This is a genomic window from Brevundimonas vesicularis (assembly GCF_900445985.1).
In the GTDB taxonomy this organism is placed as follows: Bacteria; Pseudomonadota; Alphaproteobacteria; order Caulobacterales; family Caulobacteraceae; genus Brevundimonas; species Brevundimonas vesicularis_D.
In genome coordinates, this window is the sequence record NZ_UAQP01000014.1 from 1226981 (window position 1) to 1246144 (window position 19164).

The following is a 19164-nucleotide window of genomic DNA, read 5'->3' on the forward strand; positions in this document are numbered from 1 at the left end:
CAAAGGTCACGCGGGAGCCGGGCTTTGGCTTGTGATGGATGGGGTTCGGCTGTCGTCTGTACGTCCCGAGATAAACGTGATGGTAGGCCGTTTGCGCTCTCGACTGGCGCGAACCGCCGGGCCGCTTGAGATCAGCTGTATCAACGAGCGGCTTGTGAGAAGTTCATCAGGCCGAACGAGCGCACGATAAACTAGATCGACATCAGAGGCTCTTTCGGTTTCGTCTGAATGACGTTTCCAAGCTTGGTGTAGAGCCGCAGCGACAAGCTCGGGAGGGGGGACCTCCTCACCCTTCAGGTCACCGGGAGGACACAGGATCGTCTCCAGCCCAAACAAATGCTGACGCAGGTGGCTCAGTCTCTTGTGGTGTTTCCTCTCCCGGGGCGTGCCGCTGTTGGCTTCAAGCTTCTCGTCCAACTCCTTCGCAATGTCGGACGCGAACGCGAGGTTTATCCCGCTCACCTTGGGACCGGGCGTGGCGAAGAAAGGATCGTCGGCCACGGACTGATGATTGTAGAACATGTACAGCGGAAGAGATGCTCCTCCGGGTGTGGTGAGCGTCTTGTATTGATAATCGGTCGCGCTGGGGGATTTGTGAAGCAGCTCTCTGTAAGATCGATGCTCGATTTTGACCTGTCTTGTTCCGTGCTTTTGCGCGTTCAGACGCTTGGCCTGAATCCGCAGCAAAAGGTTGCGGCCGCTATCGACGTGCCAAAACTGAAGGTCGATATCGCCGCCTGTGGTCGCCTCCGGTGGATATTCGATGACCAATGACGGCCCTGCAAAGGCTGCAAGCGAGCCCGTCAGGATGTCCGTCATCGTTTCTTCGCGGAAGCGCCCTCGTCTCAGAAGGTTTTCCCGGTCCAGCAGCGTCCCGACGAGTACGGGCAGGCGTTGTGAGAGATCGCAGAGGCTTACTGACATTCGCTAACATCCAAAAATGGATTGGCTTGATGATCCCAACAAGCGAGGGTCTGGGCAGCCGGCGGCGCTGCTTCAGGAGGCGGCCGCCGACCCGACGTTATCGCGATCCCAGTTATCGTGATCCCATTGTGCGATGATGGTGCCGGGGAGGGAGGTATCTTCCGCCGACTCGATGATGCGCACTTTCCTGTTTGCGCCTTCATAGAGCAGGCCCACGCCTCAAGGTTTTGGACCGACCTCATCGAGAGAGGCCTTGTTATGTTGGCGAACGCTGAGAGTCGAGCAGCACCTGACGACAACATGCGACCCTGTCTTCCTCGCCACCTCAATCGCACGCTGGTGCGTCCAACGCCATAGCGACTGGCTGACGTCCAGGACCGGCGTAATGAGCCAGTCGGGACGCAGCGCCCGAGCTGCCGATCCGCCAGGCACATCCTGCTCCAGGTCCTCGCAAATAGAGACCATCGAGTGGTTAGAGGTCTGATTTCCGCTGTTGCGCCAATGTCCGCTTCTGGCGCATGTCCGCCGCCACGGAGCTTGCGTTCAATCGGCGCCGTCCTGTACGTCCATGCCGGAGCCGCCCTGATCGATTGCCGTGGCTGTCTCATACTTCGGCAGCGGTCTGGACAGCAACAACATGTCGCGTCCGCGACGTCGGCCGAAGGTTTCCGAAGAATGGCGGACGAGGTTGCGCTGCTCGGCTTCGGACAGAGCTTCCCACCACTCAGGATTGATGTAGCTGTTCTCGAGATACTCCAGTGGCAGACGAACCGCGCAAGCGGCCTTGGCTCCGTCATCAAGGGCCTCGAAAGAGGCCGCGAACCGGGAGGCTGGCCCGCCTGCCGCTCCCGTCCAGCCGAGGACTATCACCGATCGGCCTTCGTAGGCGGTCACATTTAGAGCGACCTGTTCATAGGCGACATCGCCATGGCCGATCCGCTGAAGCGGTGTGCCCGCCAGGTCGAAGTCGGGCAGGAAGGTGCCGCAACTCGCCACCGGCAGCAGGGTGTCGAACCACGTCCAGCTGTAATGGAAGCCCTCGGTGTCATTGGCCTTCACACGGCGATCATAGCTGGCCTTCCGCGAATGGGTGCCCTCCAGAGCGGCGGCGACATTGTGGGTGTAGGCGCGAGCAGCGTTCTGGATGCTCTCCTGCTCCTCCACCGGGCGACCTTCGTCCAGACGGGTGAACAGCTTTGCTGTCTCGCATTGCGCGCGCTTCATGAACGCCTCGAAGCAGGCGGCCCTGTAGGCGAACAGCAGGGCCTCACGAGGCCCGATAGTGCAGGTCTTTCCCTCGATCGGGCGAAACAGGTCGTTGTCGTGGTTCGAGCAGAAGCCGGAGAAGACCGAGGCGTCTCCGATCCCGATCAGCCGGGGCTCCAGCCGCCCGTCGGTTTTGATTAGGCCATTGAGAGTGGCTAGCAGCGTGTAGACCTTGCCGCCTCGCGCGATGGCGCGCAGCCCGCCTTCCTTCTGGACAGTGTGGGCGTCGATGATCGGCCCGCTGCAGGTCGCGCCGCTCTCGTCGGCGTGAGAGCAGTAGCGACGCCCCAACTCCTTGCGGACGGCCTCGCTGTATTCAAACGGATTGAATGGGCGGCGTCGTTCGCGGTCGAGATGGCAGTGCTTGAACTTCAAGCCGGAGCCGCACCAGCAGGAGGCCTTACGGTCGATGACACTCGGGCGGGTGACAGGGGGCGGCAGGCGCAGCGGCTGGTGCAAGGACGGATGCGGCCGTGGAGACGAAGGCGAGGACATGACAGGGTGGGCCTGAGCGGGACGACCGCCTTATATAGGGACACCCTTCCCGCAGATGTAGACGGATCTCGGCGGGCGGCGTGTCGTCGTCCTCGCGCGTCCTCGCGACAGCCTGATGAATCGACTGGCCCTTACGGCCGAGCGAAAGGCTCGGCTCAAGCTGTCGCCATCGTCATTGTGAGTGTCGGCTCACCAGAGCAGTCTGTCCAATAACTGCCAACGTTTACATAGCAGGTGATGCTTCCCAAGAGGGCCTGGTAGCTGCTCGCGAATGTCGTGTTTCGGGCAACTTCCCTATGACCGCTCATGGCGCATAGGCGACCTAATCGCCGAGAGAGGGCAGAGCGCTTGGGCCTATGCGCCACTCGCGCCGACACCCCGGTGAGAGCGGGCAGATATTCTCGGCACCTTGTATGCGAACTAGAGGCAAAGCGCCGATCCTGCCGCCAAGGCGGTGGGGGAAGTGATCGTCGGTGTGCGCCTTACTGGAGATGCTGGCGGTCCGATGTGACGCTTCGCCCACGTTGCCCACTGACGGCGCTAACCAGAAACTAACCAGAAACGCATGAAAAAGGGCAGCATCCAGATACACCAGTCGCACACGAAGTGAGGCCACAGCTCAATCGTCGTCTGGTTTTCGATGAGAGTACAGTTCGTTGACATCGAGGGGGTCACAGGTTCAATCCCTGTCGCGTCCACCATTTCCCTTTCTTTTCAGATCAGTCGTCATCAGCCCTGGCTGCCGTTTGCGCGCTAGAGCAGCCGTACCTGATCCGACGTCCTGACGGTCGTTTCCGTCATCAGGCCGCGGCGGCGAAGCTCGGTCGCGGCGGTGAAGGCGATGTCGATGTCGCGTCCCGACGCCAGGATATGAAGCCGGTCAGCATCCACCGCGCTCCACGCCTTGCCGCGTTCAGGGCCCGCGGGCACGCGGGGCAACAGTCCAGGTTCGCGGCTCCAGGCCAGAAGCTGCTCGACGGTCGTTTGGTTCAGCATGTCGCGCAGATGGTGGGCGGTGACATAGGCGTCGGGCAGGGCGCGATGCGCCGGCAGGCCCAGCTCATGCACCAAGCCCTCGGGCCGGCGCAGATAGCGCAGCATCTGGTTGGAGAAGCGCGGCAGGTCGGGCCACAGCCGCAAGGCGCATTTCCACGTGCAGATCCACTTTGCGCCGCTTGACAGGGCAGGGGTGCAATACCGCTGCTCGAAGCTGGCGCGGTGAGCCGCCAGGGCGATCACGCCCGCCTCGGGACGAAGGATGAGCGGGGCGACGGCCTTCCAATAGCCGGCGTCTTGAACCCACTCGTCCAGAATGTGATGGATCGCCATGGTGTCGGGCGAAATCGGCCGACCGGGATTTACGAAACGGGCGCCGCGCGTCGCATCCAGACGCCATGGGCCGGCCCCGTCACGCACCACGTCCTGCCAGCCGATCTCGCAGACGTCCTGAGGGCCGGATCCGGCCGTCTCCAGGTCGATGACGCGGATGCGTTGGGGTGATGGCGTGAAGTCGGTCAGGGCGTCCTCGGCGTGGCTTTCACACCTGACAACGCCTGGGGCGACGGATTCGGTCCGGCGCCTGGAAAGACCGCCGACGGCGCGTCGTCAGTTCGGCACGTGCACCGACCCGTGCGGCATGACGGTCATCACGGCCCACAGACCGACCAGCACCACGGGCGAGGCGATCAGCGCCCGCCGACAGCGATGCGCCAGATAAAGAGCCTCGCCGATCACGATCGACACCAGCATTCGCGTTTCCCCCGAAACGATAAGCGACACTTCTATGACGTCGCCGACAGACGTGTCCCTCAATGAGACGAAATCCATTTTGTCGTAGCCGCTCCGCGGGCCGCGCGGTCGCTGGACGTGCGGCCAGGAATGCGCAATCTCGCGGCATGGGATCTGTCGCGCGCCTGTTCCGTCTGCATTTGTCGCTATGGCTCGGGCTGCTGGTCATGGCGGCCGTCGCAGCGCTGGCGCCGGCCAGCGTCGGCTGGCCGATGCGACTGGCGGCTGGCTGGGACGCGGGCGTGGCGACCTTTCTCGTTGCCACCTTTGTGCGGATCTTTCGCGCGCGTTCGCAGGAGGCGATGCGGCGCCGCGCGGCGGAACTGGATCAGGCGGGCGTTATGGTCCTGCCGCTCAGCATGGCGGCGGCCGTGGCCAGCGTCGTGGTCCTCGTCCTCGCCATGGTGGCCAGCGACGGCAAGCCGACCGTCGGGCAGGCGGTCTTTTCAGTGTGCACCGTCGGCCTGTCGTGGCTGTACGTGCACATCATCTTCGCCCTGCATTACGCCCACGGCTTCTACGCGCCGCGTGACGACGGCAAGGGCGATCAGGGCGGGCTGATCTTTCCTGGCGAGGAGGACGCGGACTATTGGGATTTTCTGCACTTCGCCCTGATCATCGGCGTGGCGAACCAGACGGCCGACGTGCAGATAGCCAGCCGCAAGCTGCGTGGCCTGGCGACGTTTCACAGCCTGATCGCCTGGTTCTTCAACGCCGTCATCCTGGCGCTGACCGTCAATCTGGCCGCCACGCTGCTTTAGGCACGCGCAGCCGTTCGGTCAGAGATCGACGGGGCGACCGGACTCCTCTTCCTCAAGGGTCACGGCGACGTCGGCGTTGGCCGACAGGCGCACCTTGTCGCCCTCGACGCCGGCGACGAAGCCGTTCTCGATATAGTGGTGGTGATCGGCGTGGGCGCCGGTGTTCTCGCGCCGTGTCAGCTTGATCCGGTCGCTCTCGACCCGGTCCACGACGCCGACGTGAACACCGTCGGCTCCGATGACTTCCATGCCTTCCTTGATCTCGCTCATCGCTGTTTTTCCTCGCTGAACATCGTCTCGATAGCGGAGCGCCGCCGACCGACATTTCGTTCCCGAGGCGCTGGGACGGCGAGCATGCTTGTTCGCGGCCCCGCCGACTGGCAAGGCTTTGGGACAGTGTTCAGCACAAGCCGGCTGAGGAGCGCGAGCGACAGGGATGCCGTTGACTTGATCGAACAGTATGGATGGTCCGAGGTCTGGGCGACGGCGTTTGCGCCGCATGCCCATGCCGGTCACACGCCGGGCCGCGTCATCCTCCAGCATCGCAACGGCTATCTGGTCGTCACGGATGCGGGCGAGCTTCAGGCCAAGGCGTCCGGCCGACTGCGGCACGAAGCCCAGGAGACTGGGCCCCCTGCAGTGGGCGACTGGGTGGCGCTGTCGCCGAACCCTCAGGACGGCGCCGCCACCATCCATGCCGTCCTGCCTCGCCGCACGGCCTTCGTAAGACGGGCGGCCGACAGCGTGCGTCGAACCCAAATCCTGGCGGCCAATATCGACGTGGCCTTCGTCGTCACCTCGATGAATGCGGATCTCAATCCGCGTCGAATCCAGCGTTTCCTGGCTGCGGCGTTGGATAGCGGAGCGCGGCCTGTTCTCGTTCTGACGAAGTCGGATCTCAGCGCCGACCCCCAGGCCGAGGCCGCTCAGGTGGCGGCGCTGGAGACGCAGACCCTGGTCCTGACCGTCTCGGTGCGCGAAGGCGTCGGCCTTGAGGCGCTGCGTCTCCAGGTGAAGCCGGGCGAGACGTGTGTCCTGATCGGCTCGTCGGGTGTCGGCAAATCCACCTTGGTCAACGCCTTCCTGAACGAGGATCGGATGGCGACCCAGGCGATCCGCGCATCCGACGACCAGGGACGGCATACCACCAGCCACCGCCAGCTGCTCCCGCTGCCCGGCGGCGGTCTCATCATCGATACGCCCGGCATCCGCGAAGTGGGCCTGATCGACGCCGAAGAGGGTGTGGAAGCGGTCTTCGACGATATCGAACACCTGATGCAGGAGTGCCGCTTCACCAACTGCGGCCATGTGAGCGAGCCGGGATGCGCTGTCCAGGCGGCCCTGGCGGACGGCACGCTGGAGGGACCGCGCTGGGCGCATTTCCAGAAGCTGAAGTCGGAACTGGCGGCCGCAGGGGACAAGGCGGAACGGATCGCCAAGGCTGCGGAACGCCGGCGGCTGGGCGGCTTGCAGAAGGTCTATCGCGCGACGAAGCGCAACGATCGGGGCGGGGCCGATCGATAGCGTCGATGGCGCAACCGAATTTCGACGTGTTGCGGGGCCAAACGGGCTAGGTGAAGTCCTTAGACTTAAGAAAGATCACCATGTCCGCATTCACCATCGTCACCACCAGCGCCGTTCAGGGCAGCGAGGCCGCAGAGGTCAACACGCTGACCGACGACTTTTCCGACGCCAGCGAGGCGGTGGGCTATGCACGGCGCATGGCCGACGAGATGATCGACATGGCCGATCAGCTGCTGCTGGATTTCGATTACAGCAACGTCGGCGTCTATGAGGGCGACCTGCTGGACGAAGACGTCACCCCGGATCACCCCGCCCTGATCGGCGTTTGGGTGCTGGATGAAGAAGGCTCGGCCTTCGTGCCGGCCGAAGAGTTCCGCCAGGGATCGACCGAAGTCGAGAACTGATCGGCAACTATCGCGGCGGGAGGTTCGGATCGAGCCACCTGCCGCATCTGTCATCGAACGAGAAACGCGCGCCTAGTCGCGCGCCGAATGGCGACTTCTGCGGATCGAAAATGTGGGGAGGAGGATGGCCGTCCCTCCGAACACCTTGCGGTGCTCGGAGGTGACGATGGTGGAGCTTAGCGGAGTCGAACCGCTGACCTCTTGCATGCCATGCAAGCGCTCTACCAACTGAGCTAAAGCCCCGGACCCATCGGTCTGGATCGCCCGGTTCATCTTGCGATGGCCCCCGGCGAGGCGGCGGAAACTAGGTCAGGCTTTTTCTGCGATCAAGCCCGTTTCGAGATTTATTTTCACCGCGTTCCCAAGGGTGAAAATACGCAGGTTTTTCAAACCGAAAGGTGTGAAAGCCCTGCTGTCCCGCCGCGTCTCCCTAACGGGAAATGCGGCGGGTGCAACAAGAATCTGAGCCAGATCGCGAGAAGCCCACAGCAAGTCGGGCTTCAAGTCGCGCGATGTGCGATGGGCTCAAGAATTTAGTCGTCGTCGCGCGACGGTTTGGCGATCTCGTCATCGATCGAGTCGTCGTCTTCGTCTTCGATGAACGGCACGGAGTCGTCATCGTCGTCGGCCAGCAGATCGTCGTCGCCGTCGGTCGAGCCCATGCCGGCTTCTTCCGAGGCGTCGGCCGGGGAGTCTTCGTCCTCGTCGTCCGGGGTCAGGATCGGCTCGTGGCCTTCCTCGTCGATTTCCGGCGTCTTGACGTCGTCTTCCTCATCCTCGTCGCCGTCGACCTTCTTGTCCTTGACCTGGTCTTCCGTGTCCTCATCGTCGGACGGATAGCCGGGACGGGCGCGGCGGCTGCGCAGCTTCATCGCCTCTTCGGGATCGAAGTCGGTTCCGCATTTGGGGCAGTGCGCGGGGCGACGGTTCAGGTCGTAAAACTTCGCCTGGCAGTTGGGGCAGACCTGTTTGGCGCCCAGTTCGGGATTGGCCACGTTTGGATGCTTTCAACGGGTTGAATTCGGGGCGGTCCCTTGCCACCCCTTTGACCCGCTGTCAAAAGCTGTCTTTCGCGCCGCCCGCGCGGCCCTTCGCACAATACAGCCTGAAGCGGGTGATCATGCCGTCCCAACTGACTTCGCGCCGCGCCTCCGCCCTGACCGGAAAAGTCCGCGCGCCGGGCGACAAGTCGATGTCGCACCGGTCGATGATCCTGGGTGGAATGGCGTCCGGCGTGACCGAGGTCGAGGGTCTTCTGGAAGGCGACGACGTTCTGGCCACCGCCCGCGCGGTCGAGGCCTTCGGCGCCAAGGTCGAGCGGACCGGCGACGGTAAGTGGCGGATCGAGGGGGAGGGCGGCTTTACGACCCCGGCGTCGGTGATCGACTGCGGCAACGCCGGAACCGGGGTGCGCCTGCTGATGGGCGCAGCGGCCGGCTATCCGCTGACGGCGACCTTCGATGGCGACGGCTCGCTGAGAAAGCGCCCGATGAAGCGGGTCACGGGACCGCTGGCCGACATGGGCGCGGCGTTCGATTGGCAGGCGGCCGAGGATCGGCTCCCGGTGGCCCTGACCGGCGGCGCGCTGAAGGCCATCGACTATGTGCAGACGGTGGCTTCGGCCCAGGTGAAGTCGGCCATCCTGCTGGCCGGGCTGAACGCCGAGGGCGTCACCTCCGTGGTCGAGCCGGAAAAGAGCCGCGACCACACCGAGCGGATGCTGCGGGCCTTCGGCGCCGAGGTGGGCGTCGAGGAGAGGGGCGAGGGCTGGAAGGTGACGTTGAAAGGCGGTCAGGCCCTGAGCGGGACGGTCGTCGCCGTGCCGGGCGATCCCTCCTCGGCGGCGTTTCCCCTGGCGGCGGGGCTGATCGTGCCGGGGTCGGAGGTCACGGTCGAGGGCGTGATGCTGAACCCGCTTCGCACCGGCCTGTTCGACACCTGGATCGAGATGGGCGCCGACCTGACCATCACCAACCGGCGTGAGGCCGGGGGCGAAGAGGTCGGCGACATCACCGCCCGTCACTCGTCCCTGAAGGGCGTGGTCGTGCCCGAGGATCGCGCCGCCTCGATGATCGACGAATATCCGATCCTGGCGGCGACGGCGGCCTTTGCGGACGGCGTCACCGTCATGCGCGGCGTGGGTGAAATGCGGGTCAAGGAAAGCGACCGGATTTCGCTGATGGTCGAGGGCCTGCGCGCCTGCGGCGTTCAGGTCGAGGAGGAGCCGGAAGGCTTCATCGTCACCGGCGCCGGCCAAGGCAGGTCGGTGCGTGGCGGCGGCCTGGTCCACACCGCCCACGACCACCGCATCGCCATGAGCCATCTGGTCCTGGGCCTGGCCGCCGAACAGCCGGTCTCGGTCGACGAGCCTGGGATGATCGCCACCAGCTTCCCCGGCTTCGTCGAGATGATGAACGGCCTGGGCGGGCGTATCGCGTGAAGCCCGTGCGCGACGTCGTAGGTCGAGGCATCGCGGTCCTTGGTCTTCTGACCTGTCTGGGCGGAGCCGGCTGGACGGCTTGGATCGTCTGGCAAGGGGTGACGACAGGCCGGGTCTCGGGCAAGCATGGCGCCGTGCATCTTAGGGCCGAGGGCGACGCCTTCTTCTATTCGACCGTGGCGCTGAGCGGCGTCGCCTGTTTGGTTTGGCTGGGTTTGGCGGCCTTCGCGGTCGTGGTTCTGGCGCGTTGGAAGGCATGGTCGTGAACCGGCCGGAAAAGTCGGGCTGGATCAAGCCGATCCTGACGCTGGCGATCGCGATCCTGATCGGCTGGTTCTGCGTGATCGGAGCCCGAGAAATCGTCCAAAGCCTGGATGCCGGGGTGCTGAACAACCGAAAGGGGCCGGACGTTCTGTTGGCGGACCGACCCCTGCTGTATTGGAGTGTGGTCGGCTTCTATGTGGCGTCGGTTGCGGCCGGGGCGGGCCTGGCGGTCCTGCTGGCCGGCCTTGCAATTCGTGATTTGGTCGGACGCCGAGACTGAGGCCTGCGGCTGGATTGGTCGGGCGATCCTCGCTATCAGGTTCGGCCTCCCGTGCGTTTGGGATCGAGATTGAAATGCGCCACGCGCTGCGGAGACCTGCTTGACCCTGATCATCGCCGTCGACGGACCGGCCGCCTCTGGCAAGGGGACTATCGCCGCGCGTCTGGCCCAGATCTATGGCCTGCCGCATCTGGATACGGGGCTGTTGTATCGGGCTGTGGGCGCAAAGGTGCTGGCGGACGGCGGATCGCTGGATGACGAGGCGGCGGCGACGCAGGCGGCGCGGGGGCTGGATGCGGCGGGTCTGTCGGACGATCCGCGCCTGACGACAGGCGAGGCGGGCGAGGCCGCCAGCCGTGTCGCCAGCTTCGCGGGGGTTCGGGCGGCTCTGCTGGAACTGCAGCAGGCGTTCGCGGCCCAGGCGGGCGGCGCGGTTCTCGACGGACGCGACATCGGCACGGTGATTGCGCCGAACGCTCAGGCCAAACTGTTCGTCACCGCGACGCCCGAAGTGCGGGCCACGCGCCGCTGGAAGCAGCTGACGGCGCGCGGATCGGACATCGCCTTTGACGCCATGCTGGCCGACATCCAGCGCCGCGACGAGCGCGACGCCGGGCGCGGGGCGGCCCCGATGGTCCAGGCCAATGACGCGGTCTTGCTGGACACGACCGATCTGGGTATAGAAGCCGCCTTCGATGCGGCCCGCCGTATCGTCGAGGCGGCGCGCGCGAAACACGGTCTCTGACCCATCTCGCAAATCCAACGCTCCCACCCTCGGCCTCCGCGGGCGTTTTGATCGTTCTGAACGGCCTCGCATCCCGACGACCTGATTCCATCTTTTCCCATCGCCCCGCGCGCCGCCTTTCGCTGCGTCAGGGGTCCACCTCGCGCGGGATCGTCCTTCGGTCACGCGCCACAGCCCCACTGGAAACACCAGAGCTTCATGTCTGATACTCTCAACCCCACGCGCGACGACTTCTCGGCGCTGCTCGACGAACAACTGTCGGGTCGCGACTTCGGCGAAGGCCAGGTCGTGCACGGCCGCGTCGTCGGCATCGAAAAAGACATCGTCATCATCGACGTTGGTCTGAAGACCGAAGGCCGCATCGCCATGCGCGAATTCGGCCAAGGCGACGACGGCGCCCTGCCCAAGGTCGGCGACAACGTCGAGGTTTACCTGGAGCGCGTCGAGAACGCCCTGGGCGAAGCCGTCATCAGCCGCGACAAGGCTCGTCGCGAAGAAGCCTGGACCCGTCTGGAAGTCGTGTTCGCCGAAGGCCAGCCGGTCAACGGCGCCATCGTCGGTCGCGTCAAGGGCGGCTTCACCGTCGACCTGGGCGGCGCCTCGGCCTTCCTGCCCGGTTCGCAAGTCGACATCCGTCCGGTCCGCGACGTCGGCCCGCTGATGGGCAAGGAACAGCCCTTCGCCATCCTGAAGATGGACCGTCCGCGCGGCAACATCGTCGTGTCGCGTCGCGCCATCCTGGAAGAAGCCCGCGCCGAACAGCGCACGGAACTGGTCGGTCAGCTGGCCGAGGGTGAAGTCCGCGAAGGCGTCGTCAAGAACATCACCGACTACGGTGCGTTCGTCGACCTGGGCGGCATCGACGGCCTGCTGCACGTCACCGACATGTCGTGGAAGCGCGTTTCGCACCCGAGCCAGGTTCTGGCCGTCGGCGACACCGTCAAGGTCCAGATCGTCAAGATCAACCCGGACACCCAACGTATCTCGCTGGGCATGAAGCAACTGCAGTCGGACCCTTGGGACGGCGTGGAAGCCAAGTATCCGGTCGGCGCCAAGTACACGGGCCGCATCACCAACATCACCGACTACGGCGCCTTCGTGGAGCTGGAAGCCGGTGTCGAGGGCCTGGTGCACGTCTCGGAAATGTCCTGGACCAAGAAGAACGTCCACCCCGGCAAGATCGTCTCGACCTCGCAGGAAGTCGACGTCGTGGTTCTGGATGTCGACGCCTCCAAGCGCCGCATCTCGCTGGGCCTGAAGCAGGCTCAGGACAATCCGTGGGACGCCTTCGTCGCCAACAACCCAATCGGTTCGACCGTCGAGGGCGAAGTCAAGAACGCCACCGAGTTCGGCCTGTTCATCGGCCTGGACAACGACATCGACGGCATGGTGCACCTGTCCGACCTCGACTGGTCGGTGTCGGGTGAAGAAGCCATCCAACGCTACCGCAAGGGCGAGATGGTCAAGGCCAAGGTCCTGGACGTCGACGTCGAGAAGGAACGTGTCTCGCTGGGCATCAAGCAGCTGGGCGGCGATCCGATCGGCGAGGGCGACACCTATCGTCGCGGTCAGCAGATCACCGTCACCGTGACGGCGATCGAGTCGGGCGGCATCGAGGTCAAGTTCGGTGAAGACGACGCGCCGGTCACGGCCTTCGTTCGCAAGTCGGACCTGTCGCGCGATCGCAACGAGCAACGTCCGGAACGCTTCGCCGTCGGCGACCGCGTCGACGCCATGATCACCGCCGTGGACAAGGCCTCGCGCCGCGTCTCGGTGTCGATCAAGGCGCTGGAAATGAAGGACGAGCAGGAAGCCATCGAACAGTTCGGATCGTCCGATTCGGGCGCTTCGCTGGGCGACATCCTGGGCGCCGCGCTGAAGAACGCCGGCACCAAGGAGTAAGGCTCAAGCCGAAGGGTGCATCGCGTCCTTCGGTCGCCTCGCTCAAGCCGCAGAGCGCCGCGCGCTCTGCGATAGCGAGAAAGACTGAGGGCGGCGGGAGCGATCTCGCCGCCCTTTTCTCTGTCTGGCACACCGCTGTGTGCACTTCCGGACATTTTTCTTGCGAATGACGCGCATCTTTGTCGGATAAGGGCTTTTTCGAGAGCCGGTCGAGGGTTAGGGTGTGGCTCTGGATCGGCGGCGGGCGAAACGGCCTGTCCAAACGAGCTGGCAGGGGCGCAGATGATCAAGTCCGAACTGATCGAGAAACTTGCAGCGGAAAACACCCACCTGACTCACGCCGAGGTGGAACGGCTGGTCAATGCGATCCTCAACACCATGACGTCGGCCCTGGCCGACGGCGGCCGGGTCGAGCTGCGCGGTTTCGGCGCCCTGTCGGTGCGATCGCGCCCGGCGCGCGCGGGTCGCAATCCGCGCACCGGCGAAACCGTCGACGTGCCCGCCAAGGCCGTCCCCTTCTTCAAGAGCGGCAAGGAGCTGCGCGAGCGGCTGAACGCCTCGGGCGACGCCTGATCGTCATTTAAGGATACCCTATGGGCCTGCTTTCGGAATTCCGCGAGTTCGCGGTCAAGGGCAATGTCGTGGACCTGGCGGTCGGCGTGATCATCGGCGCCGCCTTCAACGGCATCGTCAAAAGCCTGGTCGATCAGGTGGTGATGCCGCCGATCGGCCTGATCACCGGCGGCATCGATTTCTCCGAACTGGAATGGGTGCTGAGGGCCGAAAACCCGGCGACCGAGGCCGTCGAGAAGGTGGCGATCCAATACGGCGCCTTCCTGAACACCGTGATCCAGTTCCTGATCGTGGCCTGGGTCGTCTTCCTTGTGGTCAAGGGCATCAACGCCCTGCGTCGTCAGGAGGCCGCCAAGCCCGATCCGGCGCCGGCCGCGCCGACGGCGACCGAAGCCCTGCTGGCCGAGATCCGCGACGAGCTGAAGGCCCGGCCCAACGCCTGATCAGGCCTTGGACACGCGCCCGCCCAAGGTTGGGCGCGTGATCGCGGCGGCAGCCAAGGGTTTGGGCATCGGCGGCGTGCGCCAGCAGATGCCGTAGTCGCCGTCGAACGGTGTCGGCGTCCAGGCGGCCGCCAGCGCAGGATCGTCGATGATGGCGTGGCAGTGTCCCCAGCCGCCTTCGCGCCGCGCCGTCTTCGCCAGATCGCCCAACTGCGCCAGCAGGCGCGGCGTCACCACCTGCAGCCGCACCTTGGCGGCCCCCAGCGCACGGGCATTGTCGATCAACGCCTGGGTCAGAAGCCCAATCGCCTCGGGCGCCGTGTCCAGCGCGATCAGATCGACAATATCCAGATAGGGCGGCTCGATCAGGCTGGTCTTGGTCATCTGCGCCATCGCCATCCCGACGATGCGGCCGTCCCTGACGCAAGCCAGCATGACCGGCGGCAGGGTCAGGTCGGGGTCCGCCAGCCGCCAGCGCAGGATTTCCGGACTGCGGTCCGCCAGCAGACGCTCCTCCTGCGACAGCCGGCGCCAGAAGTCCGCATAGGGCGAGGCGTCCGACAAATCGCGCAGCATCGTCACCCCAGCAGGCAGCACTAGCGGCGTCTGGCGAAACACGCGCCCGTTCATCAGCCGCTCGCCCAGATGCGCGGCGGTCTCGGCGGAGGTGCGGCCCAGCAATACGCGCAGGCCTCGGCCCTGCGCGCAGGCCAGACGATCGGTGATCCACGACAGCTTCAGCCCATGGGTTTGGGCCGGCCAGGGCTTCATGTCGAACAGGCCATACAGGGGGGCCGAGCGCGCATTGGCGTTGAAGGTGTAGCGGGCAAACAGGCCTGGCTGTTTCAAAAAGGTGCGGATCAGAGGCCGGCTGGCGCCCTTCTGGCTGGGCGGCACGATGATCGAAAAGCCGGTGGCGCCGAAGTGGTCCTGGGCGCCGTAGCGAAACCGCTGGATGAAGTTGCCCAGCATGGCGACGGCGTTGTCATCCTCGTCGGCCACGACCCAACCGGCGGGCGCGCCCAGCGCCAAGCGCGCCGGATTGGACTCGAGCCAGCGCCATCCGGCCGGCGACCGCTCGGGCCATCCGACCTGACAATGCAGCCGGTTCAGCGCCTCATGATCGAGAGCGGCGATCGGTCTAACAGACATCTGGCGCGCTTTCCCATTATGAAACCGCGAGCGTTTCTGACGACCGACCTAGCAGGATGTGCGCCATCGGGCGTCACCTAGGGTTGTTTTTCGCTTTCCTCGTGCGTCGCCTGGCCACCCCCGCGACAGCCTTAACACTTGTTCGAATTCCCCCGCTGTGCTGGGTATGCGCCTTTCGCGCGCCCGATAAGCGGCGCGGCAGTTGGGAGTGAGCCGTTGACAGCGACGGATGGGGGGGCGCTCGCGCCTCGCAAGACTTTCTTGGGACACCCTCGGGGGCTGGTGATCCTGTTCTTCACGGAAATGTGGGAGCGGTTTTCCTACTACGGCATGCGCGCCCTGCTGGTCCTGTATCTGACGCAGCACTTCCTGTTTGGACCGGCCGAGGCTCAGGGCATCTACGCCGCCTACGCCGCCCTCGTTTATCTGATGCCGGTCCTCGGCGGCCTGATTGCAGACCGCTATCTCGGATCGCGCAAGGCCGTCATCATCGGTGCAGTCCTCTTGGTGCTCGGCCACTTCACCATGGCCTTCGAGGGCACGGGGGGACGCGAACGCCTTACCATCGGCGACACGACCTATGAGCTGCAGGTCGAAGGCCGCGACCAAAACCGTCGTATCTTCGCCGTGAACGGGGATGAACGGGTTCAGGTCGCCATATCGCCCGAAGGCGTATCCGCCGTCGGCGCCGAACCCTCCGCCGCGAATGCCGCCGATGTCGCGGCAGTCGCCACGGGGGCGGCGATCGGCGCCCAGCCGACCGGCGCGCTCGATCCGGCGACGGCCGCCGCGCCCCAAGCCGCCGCCAGATCGGGCTTCCCGGCCTTCACCGCAACCGGCGCCTATAAGCTGGAGACCACGCGCGATCTGGCGCTCGGCGAGCCGGTGCTATTTCTGGCCCTGGCCCTGATTATCGTAGGCGTCGGCTTCCTGAAGGCTAACATCTCCACCGTCGTCGGCGCACTATATGAAGAGAACGACCCGCGGCGTGACGGGGGCTTCACCATCTTCTACGTGGGGATCAACCTCGGTTCGTTCTTGGCGACCATCGCCTGCTCCTATCTCGGCATCAAATACGGCTGGGCCTACGGTTTCGGTCTTGCCGGCATCGGAATGCTGTTCGGCCTGTTGACCTTCGTCCTGGGCCAACCGTGGCTCGAGGGCCGCGGCGCGCCGCCGGTCCCCGTCCAAGGCCGCTCGATCCTTGGCGTGCCGCTCGTGCCCTTCTTCTGGATCGCGGGCGTTGTCGCCGTGATTCCGACGTGGCTGCTCATGCAGCGGCATGAGATCATCGAGACGGCACTGCCTTGGATCGCGGGCGTGATCTTCGCCGCAGTGGTGGGCTTCACCGTCTTCCGACTGAAGGGCGCCGAGCGATCGCGCATGCTGGTCGCCCAGGTGCTGATCTTCTTCTCCGTGCTGTTCTGGGCCCTGTTCGAACAAGCAGGGTCGTCCCTGACCCTGTTCGCCGATCAGTCGACCCAAATGCCGTCGTGGTTCAACGCCGCCATGACCCAGACCTTCAACCCCGGCATCATCGTTCTGGGCGGGCCGATCATCGCCGCCCTGTGGGTTTGGTTGGGCAAACGCAAGCTGGAGCCGTCGACCCCGGTCAAGTTCTCCTTCGGCCTTGTCTTCGTGGGCCTGGGCTTCTTGGTGCTGACCTGGGCAGCGGCGACGCAGGCCAACGACGCTTTCCGGGTGCCGTTGATCTTCCTGTTCCTGACCTACTTCTTCCACACGATCGGCGAGCTGTGCCTATCGCCCGTCGGCCTTTCGATGATCACCAAACTGTCGGTGGCGCGCGTGGTAGGCATGATGATGGGCGTCTGGTTCCTGTCCAGCTCGGTTGCCCACATCGTCGCCGGCATCATCGCCAAGGCGACGGCGACCGACACTGTCGCCGGGGTCGTCACCAGCCCCGAACTGGCGCTTCAGACCTACGGCTCGATCTTTGGAACCATCGGCTGGACGGGCGTCGGCGTCGGCGTCTTCCTGCTGCTGATCTCGCCCCTGCTCAAAAAGGGTATGGCCGGCATCCACTGATCGACGCCTGATCAAGGAAAAGCCCCGGCGGAGCGATCCGCCGGGGCTTTTTGCTGCGCGGACCTAGGCCTCAGAAGGTCTTGCGGACCCGCAACGAGACGAAGGTGCGCGGGTCGATGGAGCGGTCCTCGACGAAGGCCACGGTGCGCGGATTGCGTGTGGCGTAGACCGTGCGCTGCTGGGTGAAGTCGTCCCACAGGTTCAGCTGTGCGCGCAGCGACAGGGTCGGGCTGGGCTTGTACTCGACGAAGGCCTCCAGATAGTCCGCGCCGCGCCAGGCGAAGGTCTGGTCCGGATCGTAGGTCGCCTGGCCCAGACGGGGCAGCCAGTTGATCCCCCACTGGGTCTTCCACGAGGTGATGTCCTGCTGGAAGCCGACATTGGCTTGGCTGGCGCGCACGCCCGAGATGCGACGGTCCTCGCCCGTCGTCGGGTCGGTGACGCTGGTTTTGTTCCAGTCGTTCTTGAAGGTGAAGCGGGCGCCCGAAATCCCAACCTTGTCCAGCGGCACCACCACGTTCAGCGACAGCTGATCCAGCGTTCCGTCACCGATGTTGCCGGTCGCCGACAGGCCGCCGGGCAGGGGCAGGCGGTCGATCACGTCGATGATGCGGTCGTGGCGATAGCCGATCGAGACCACGCCCTCGCCCCAGAAGCGGCGCTCATAGGACAGTTCGGAAATCCAGCGCTGTTCCGGCTCCAGATCGACGTTGCCCCCGAACACCGTGCCATCGCTCAGTTCAGCCGAGGCGGCGAAGTCGCCGAAGTCCAGCTGACCCAGTTCGCGCTCGAAGCGGAAGCGCAGCTGGTTGTTCGCCATCGGCGTCCAGGTCGTCAGCAGCCGCGGCTTGGCGAAGAAGAAGCTCTTTTCCTGATCCGCATCGCCCGACTGGCTGATGGTGGAGGCCTCGAGCCGCACGCCGCCTTCCAGCGTCAGCTTCGGATTGATCCGCCAGGTCGCCTTGCTGAAGGCCTCGCCGCGCGTCTCCTCGACCTTGACCGAGGCGCTGGGTAGAGGCACGCCGACGCCGCCGATGGTGAAGGCCTGGTTCACGTCCAGCATATTGTAGGCGATCTCGGCGCCGGCCTCGATCGTTAGGGCGGGCGAGCGTTCGTGACGCACCAGAGCGCGCAGGATGGATTCCGACGAGTCGCCGTTGGATTTGAACTGCTGCTCTGGCGCCGCCGTCCCGTTCAGCGTCTCGTTGCTGCCCGAGACGCTGTCAAAGCTGGAGAACTCGTGGATCAGACGCGTCTCCAGGGTCCAGCGCGGGTTCAGGGTGCGGGTCCAGGTCAGGCCCAACTCGCCGGAATCGCCGTCTTCGGCATAGTCGCTGCGACGCAGGGAGGTGGGCGACGAGAGCTCGGTCCAGTTCTGATAGTCGTTCAGACCATAGCGGGCGGTGCCTTCCAGCTTTCCGCCGAACACCGGGCCGGTGTAGTTGCCGCGAATGCTCTGGCCGCCGCCCCAGCCATCATTCTCGTACCGCTCGTCGCGGATGACATCGCCGGCGGCATTGCGACGGATCGACCGGCCGACGCCGTTGGAATCGCTGGATCCCATGCCGTCCGATAAGGTCACGCCCCAGCTGCGGTCGCCCTTGTTCTGAGTGAACTGATAGGAGCCGCCATAGATGTCATGGCCGCCTTCGAACAGCATGGCGTTCCAGGTCAGGATCGATTGGCGGCTGTCGGTCGTCTTCAGGATGACATTCACGACGACGGAATAGCCCTGCATGTCGATGCCCGGCGCACCGCCCCGGATCAGTTCGATGCGCTCGACCTGATTGGCCAGGGTCCGGCCCAGGACATTAGAGCCCGAATCGTTCTTTGAGGCGGGGCGGTTGTTATTGATCAGCACATTGCCGACCGCCCCTTCGAAACCGCGCGCGCCCGAACCGTTGTCGACGGAAAAGCCGGGGACTCGGTTGACCATGTCAAGCGCCGTATTCGGGCGCTGGGCGGCGAAGAAGTCCGGCGTGAAGACCAGCACGCCGCGCTGGCTGGCGTCGGTCAGGGGCGCCTGGTTGGTGGGGCCGGTCGGCACGGGGACCTCGGCGACTTGGGGCTTGTTTGCGTTTGAGGCGTCGGCGGCGAACGCGGCGCTGGCGGTGAAAAGCAGGGCGGTGCTGGCCAGCAGCAGGGTCTTTGTCATTG

Annotated in this window: 20 protein-coding genes and 1 tRNA gene; 11 read left to right on the forward strand and 10 right to left on the reverse strand. The window is 65.0% G+C overall.

The window, feature by feature from the left end:
- Positions 1-6: 6 nt before the first annotated feature.
- The 5 genes from DT343_RS15050 to DT343_RS17535 all read right to left on the reverse strand — a co-directional run bounded on the left by DT343_RS15050 (position 7) and on the right by DT343_RS17535 (position 4434).
- Positions 7-924, reverse strand: coding sequence for a DUF6615 family protein (locus tag DT343_RS15050; protein WP_112863506.1), 918 nt, complete (start codon positions 922-924; stop codon positions 7-9).
- A gap of 72 nt (positions 925-996) precedes the next feature.
- Positions 997-1140 carry a hypothetical protein gene (locus tag DT343_RS17530; protein WP_181669208.1) on the reverse strand — a complete coding sequence of 48 codons (144 nt, stop codon included), beginning with the start codon at positions 1138-1140 and terminating at the stop codon, positions 997-999.
- A 327-nt stretch (positions 1141-1467) separates the two neighbouring features.
- Entirely contained in the window at positions 1468-2649 is a 1182-nt protein-coding gene (locus DT343_RS15055) for an SEC-C domain-containing protein (protein ID WP_181669209.1), read from the reverse strand.
- Between the two features lie 789 nt (positions 2650-3438).
- On the reverse strand, positions 3439-4101 hold the full coding sequence (locus tag DT343_RS15060) for a DNA polymerase III subunit epsilon (protein WP_258522594.1): 663 nt from the start codon (positions 4099-4101) through the stop codon (positions 3439-3441).
- A gap of 189 nt (positions 4102-4290) precedes the next feature.
- Positions 4291-4434: a hypothetical protein gene (locus tag DT343_RS17535; RefSeq protein ID WP_181669210.1), complete on the reverse strand. Its 144-nt coding sequence runs from the start codon at positions 4432-4434 to the stop codon at positions 4291-4293.
- A gap of 146 nt (positions 4435-4580) precedes the next feature.
- Between DT343_RS17535 and DT343_RS15065 the strand changes: the two genes are divergently transcribed.
- Positions 4581-5234, forward strand: a complete 654-nt coding sequence (locus DT343_RS15065) for a DUF1345 domain-containing protein (protein ID WP_112863509.1) — start codon at positions 4581-4583, stop codon at positions 5232-5234.
- An 18-nt stretch (positions 5235-5252) separates the two neighbouring features.
- On the opposite strand, the gene DT343_RS15070 is transcribed toward DT343_RS15065, so the two are convergent.
- Complete coding sequence (locus DT343_RS15070; RefSeq protein WP_055805252.1) at positions 5253-5504, reverse strand: DUF2171 domain-containing protein; 252 nt, start codon at positions 5502-5504, stop codon at positions 5253-5255.
- 177 nt (positions 5505-5681) lie between these two features.
- On the opposite strand from DT343_RS15070, the gene rsgA reads away from it, so the two are divergent.
- Positions 5682-6758, forward strand: coding sequence for a ribosome small subunit-dependent GTPase A (gene rsgA, locus DT343_RS15075; RefSeq protein WP_112863510.1), 1077 nt, complete (start codon positions 5682-5684; stop codon positions 6756-6758).
- An 80-nt stretch (positions 6759-6838) separates the two neighbouring features.
- Positions 6839-7162 (forward strand): hypothetical protein, encoded by a 324-nt coding sequence (locus tag DT343_RS15080; protein WP_055803275.1) that lies wholly within the window; start codon positions 6839-6841, stop codon positions 7160-7162.
- 167 nt (positions 7163-7329) lie between these two features.
- On the opposite strand, the gene DT343_RS15085 is transcribed toward DT343_RS15080, so the two are convergent.
- Positions 7330-7405: transfer RNA gene (locus tag DT343_RS15085), tRNA-Ala, on the reverse strand.
- Between the two features lie 290 nt (positions 7406-7695).
- Positions 7696-8157: a TIGR02300 family protein gene (locus DT343_RS15090; protein WP_055752793.1), complete on the reverse strand. Its 462-nt coding sequence runs from the start codon at positions 8155-8157 to the stop codon at positions 7696-7698.
- 122 nt (positions 8158-8279) lie between these two features.
- On the opposite strand from DT343_RS15090, the gene aroA reads away from it, so the two are divergent.
- From aroA to mscL, 7 genes are all read left to right on the forward strand, one after another.
- Entirely contained in the window at positions 8280-9602 is a 1323-nt protein-coding gene (aroA, locus tag DT343_RS15095; protein WP_439897237.1) for a 3-phosphoshikimate 1-carboxyvinyltransferase, read from the forward strand.
- A gap of 5 nt (positions 9603-9607) precedes the next feature.
- Positions 9608-9868, forward strand: coding sequence for a hypothetical protein (locus DT343_RS15100; RefSeq protein WP_146756771.1), 261 nt, complete (start codon positions 9608-9610; stop codon positions 9866-9868).
- A complete protein-coding gene (locus DT343_RS15105; RefSeq protein WP_146756772.1) occupies positions 9865-10146 on the forward strand; it encodes a hypothetical protein in 282 nt (93 codons plus the stop codon). Before DT343_RS15100 ends, DT343_RS15105 begins: the two co-directional genes overlap by 4 nt.
- A gap of 100 nt (positions 10147-10246) precedes the next feature.
- On the forward strand, positions 10247-10891 hold the full coding sequence (cmk, locus tag DT343_RS15110) for a (d)CMP kinase (RefSeq protein WP_112863513.1): 645 nt from the start codon (positions 10247-10249) through the stop codon (positions 10889-10891).
- Positions 10892-11089: 198 nt separating this feature from the next.
- Positions 11090-12793, forward strand: coding sequence for a 30S ribosomal protein S1 (rpsA, locus tag DT343_RS15115; RefSeq protein WP_066552585.1), 1704 nt, complete (start codon positions 11090-11092; stop codon positions 12791-12793).
- 282 nt (positions 12794-13075) lie between these two features.
- A complete protein-coding gene (locus tag DT343_RS15120) occupies positions 13076-13366 on the forward strand; it encodes an integration host factor subunit beta (protein WP_017504364.1) in 291 nt (96 codons plus the stop codon).
- A 20-nt stretch (positions 13367-13386) separates the two neighbouring features.
- Positions 13387-13809, forward strand: coding sequence for a large-conductance mechanosensitive channel protein MscL (gene mscL, locus DT343_RS15125; protein ID WP_112863514.1), 423 nt, complete (start codon positions 13387-13389; stop codon positions 13807-13809).
- On the opposite strand, the gene DT343_RS15130 is transcribed toward mscL, so the two are convergent.
- Positions 13810-14961, reverse strand: coding sequence for an N-acetyltransferase (locus DT343_RS15130; RefSeq protein WP_112863515.1), 1152 nt, complete (start codon positions 14959-14961; stop codon positions 13810-13812). It abuts the gene before it with no gap.
- Positions 14962-15222: 261 nt separating this feature from the next.
- On the opposite strand from DT343_RS15130, the gene DT343_RS15135 reads away from it, so the two are divergent.
- Positions 15223-17007 (forward strand): peptide MFS transporter, encoded by a 1785-nt coding sequence (locus DT343_RS15135; protein WP_181669211.1) that lies wholly within the window; start codon positions 15223-15225, stop codon positions 17005-17007.
- A 70-nt stretch (positions 17008-17077) separates the two neighbouring features.
- On the opposite strand, the gene DT343_RS15140 is transcribed toward DT343_RS15135, so the two are convergent.
- A complete protein-coding gene (locus tag DT343_RS15140; RefSeq protein ID WP_112863517.1) occupies positions 17078-19162 on the reverse strand; it encodes a TonB-dependent receptor plug domain-containing protein in 2085 nt (694 codons plus the stop codon).
- Positions 19163-19164: the final 2 nt, after the last annotated feature.

What these genes read in the sequence shown, in the direction of transcription:
- DT343_RS15050 (WP_112863506.1), bottom strand. Translation starts at nt 924, where the DNA reads ATGTCAGTAAGCCTCTGCGATCTCTCACAACGCCTGCCCGTACTCGTC.
- DT343_RS17535 (WP_181669210.1), bottom strand. Translation starts at nt 4,434, where the DNA reads ATGCTGGTGTCGATCGTGATCGGCGAGGCTCTTTATCTGGCGCATCGC.
- DT343_RS15065 (WP_112863509.1), top strand. Translation starts at nt 4,581, where the DNA reads ATGGGATCTGTCGCGCGCCTGTTCCGTCTGCATTTGTCGCTATGGCTC.
- DT343_RS15070 (WP_055805252.1), bottom strand. Translation starts at nt 5,504, where the DNA reads ATGAGCGAGATCAAGGAAGGCATGGAAGTCATCGGAGCCGACGGTGTT.
- DT343_RS15080 (WP_055803275.1), top strand. Translation starts at nt 6,839, where the DNA reads ATGTCCGCATTCACCATCGTCACCACCAGCGCCGTTCAGGGCAGCGAG.
- rpsA (WP_066552585.1), top strand. Translation starts at nt 11,090, where the DNA reads ATGTCTGATACTCTCAACCCCACGCGCGACGACTTCTCGGCGCTGCTC.
- DT343_RS15120 (WP_017504364.1), top strand. Translation starts at nt 13,076, where the DNA reads ATGATCAAGTCCGAACTGATCGAGAAACTTGCAGCGGAAAACACCCAC.
- mscL (WP_112863514.1), top strand. Translation starts at nt 13,387, where the DNA reads ATGGGCCTGCTTTCGGAATTCCGCGAGTTCGCGGTCAAGGGCAATGTC.
- DT343_RS15130 (WP_112863515.1), bottom strand. Translation starts at nt 14,961, where the DNA reads ATGTCTGTTAGACCGATCGCCGCTCTCGATCATGAGGCGCTGAACCGG.
- DT343_RS15140 (WP_112863517.1), bottom strand. Translation starts at nt 19,162, where the DNA reads ATGACAAAGACCCTGCTGCTGGCCAGCACCGCCCTGCTTTTCACCGCC.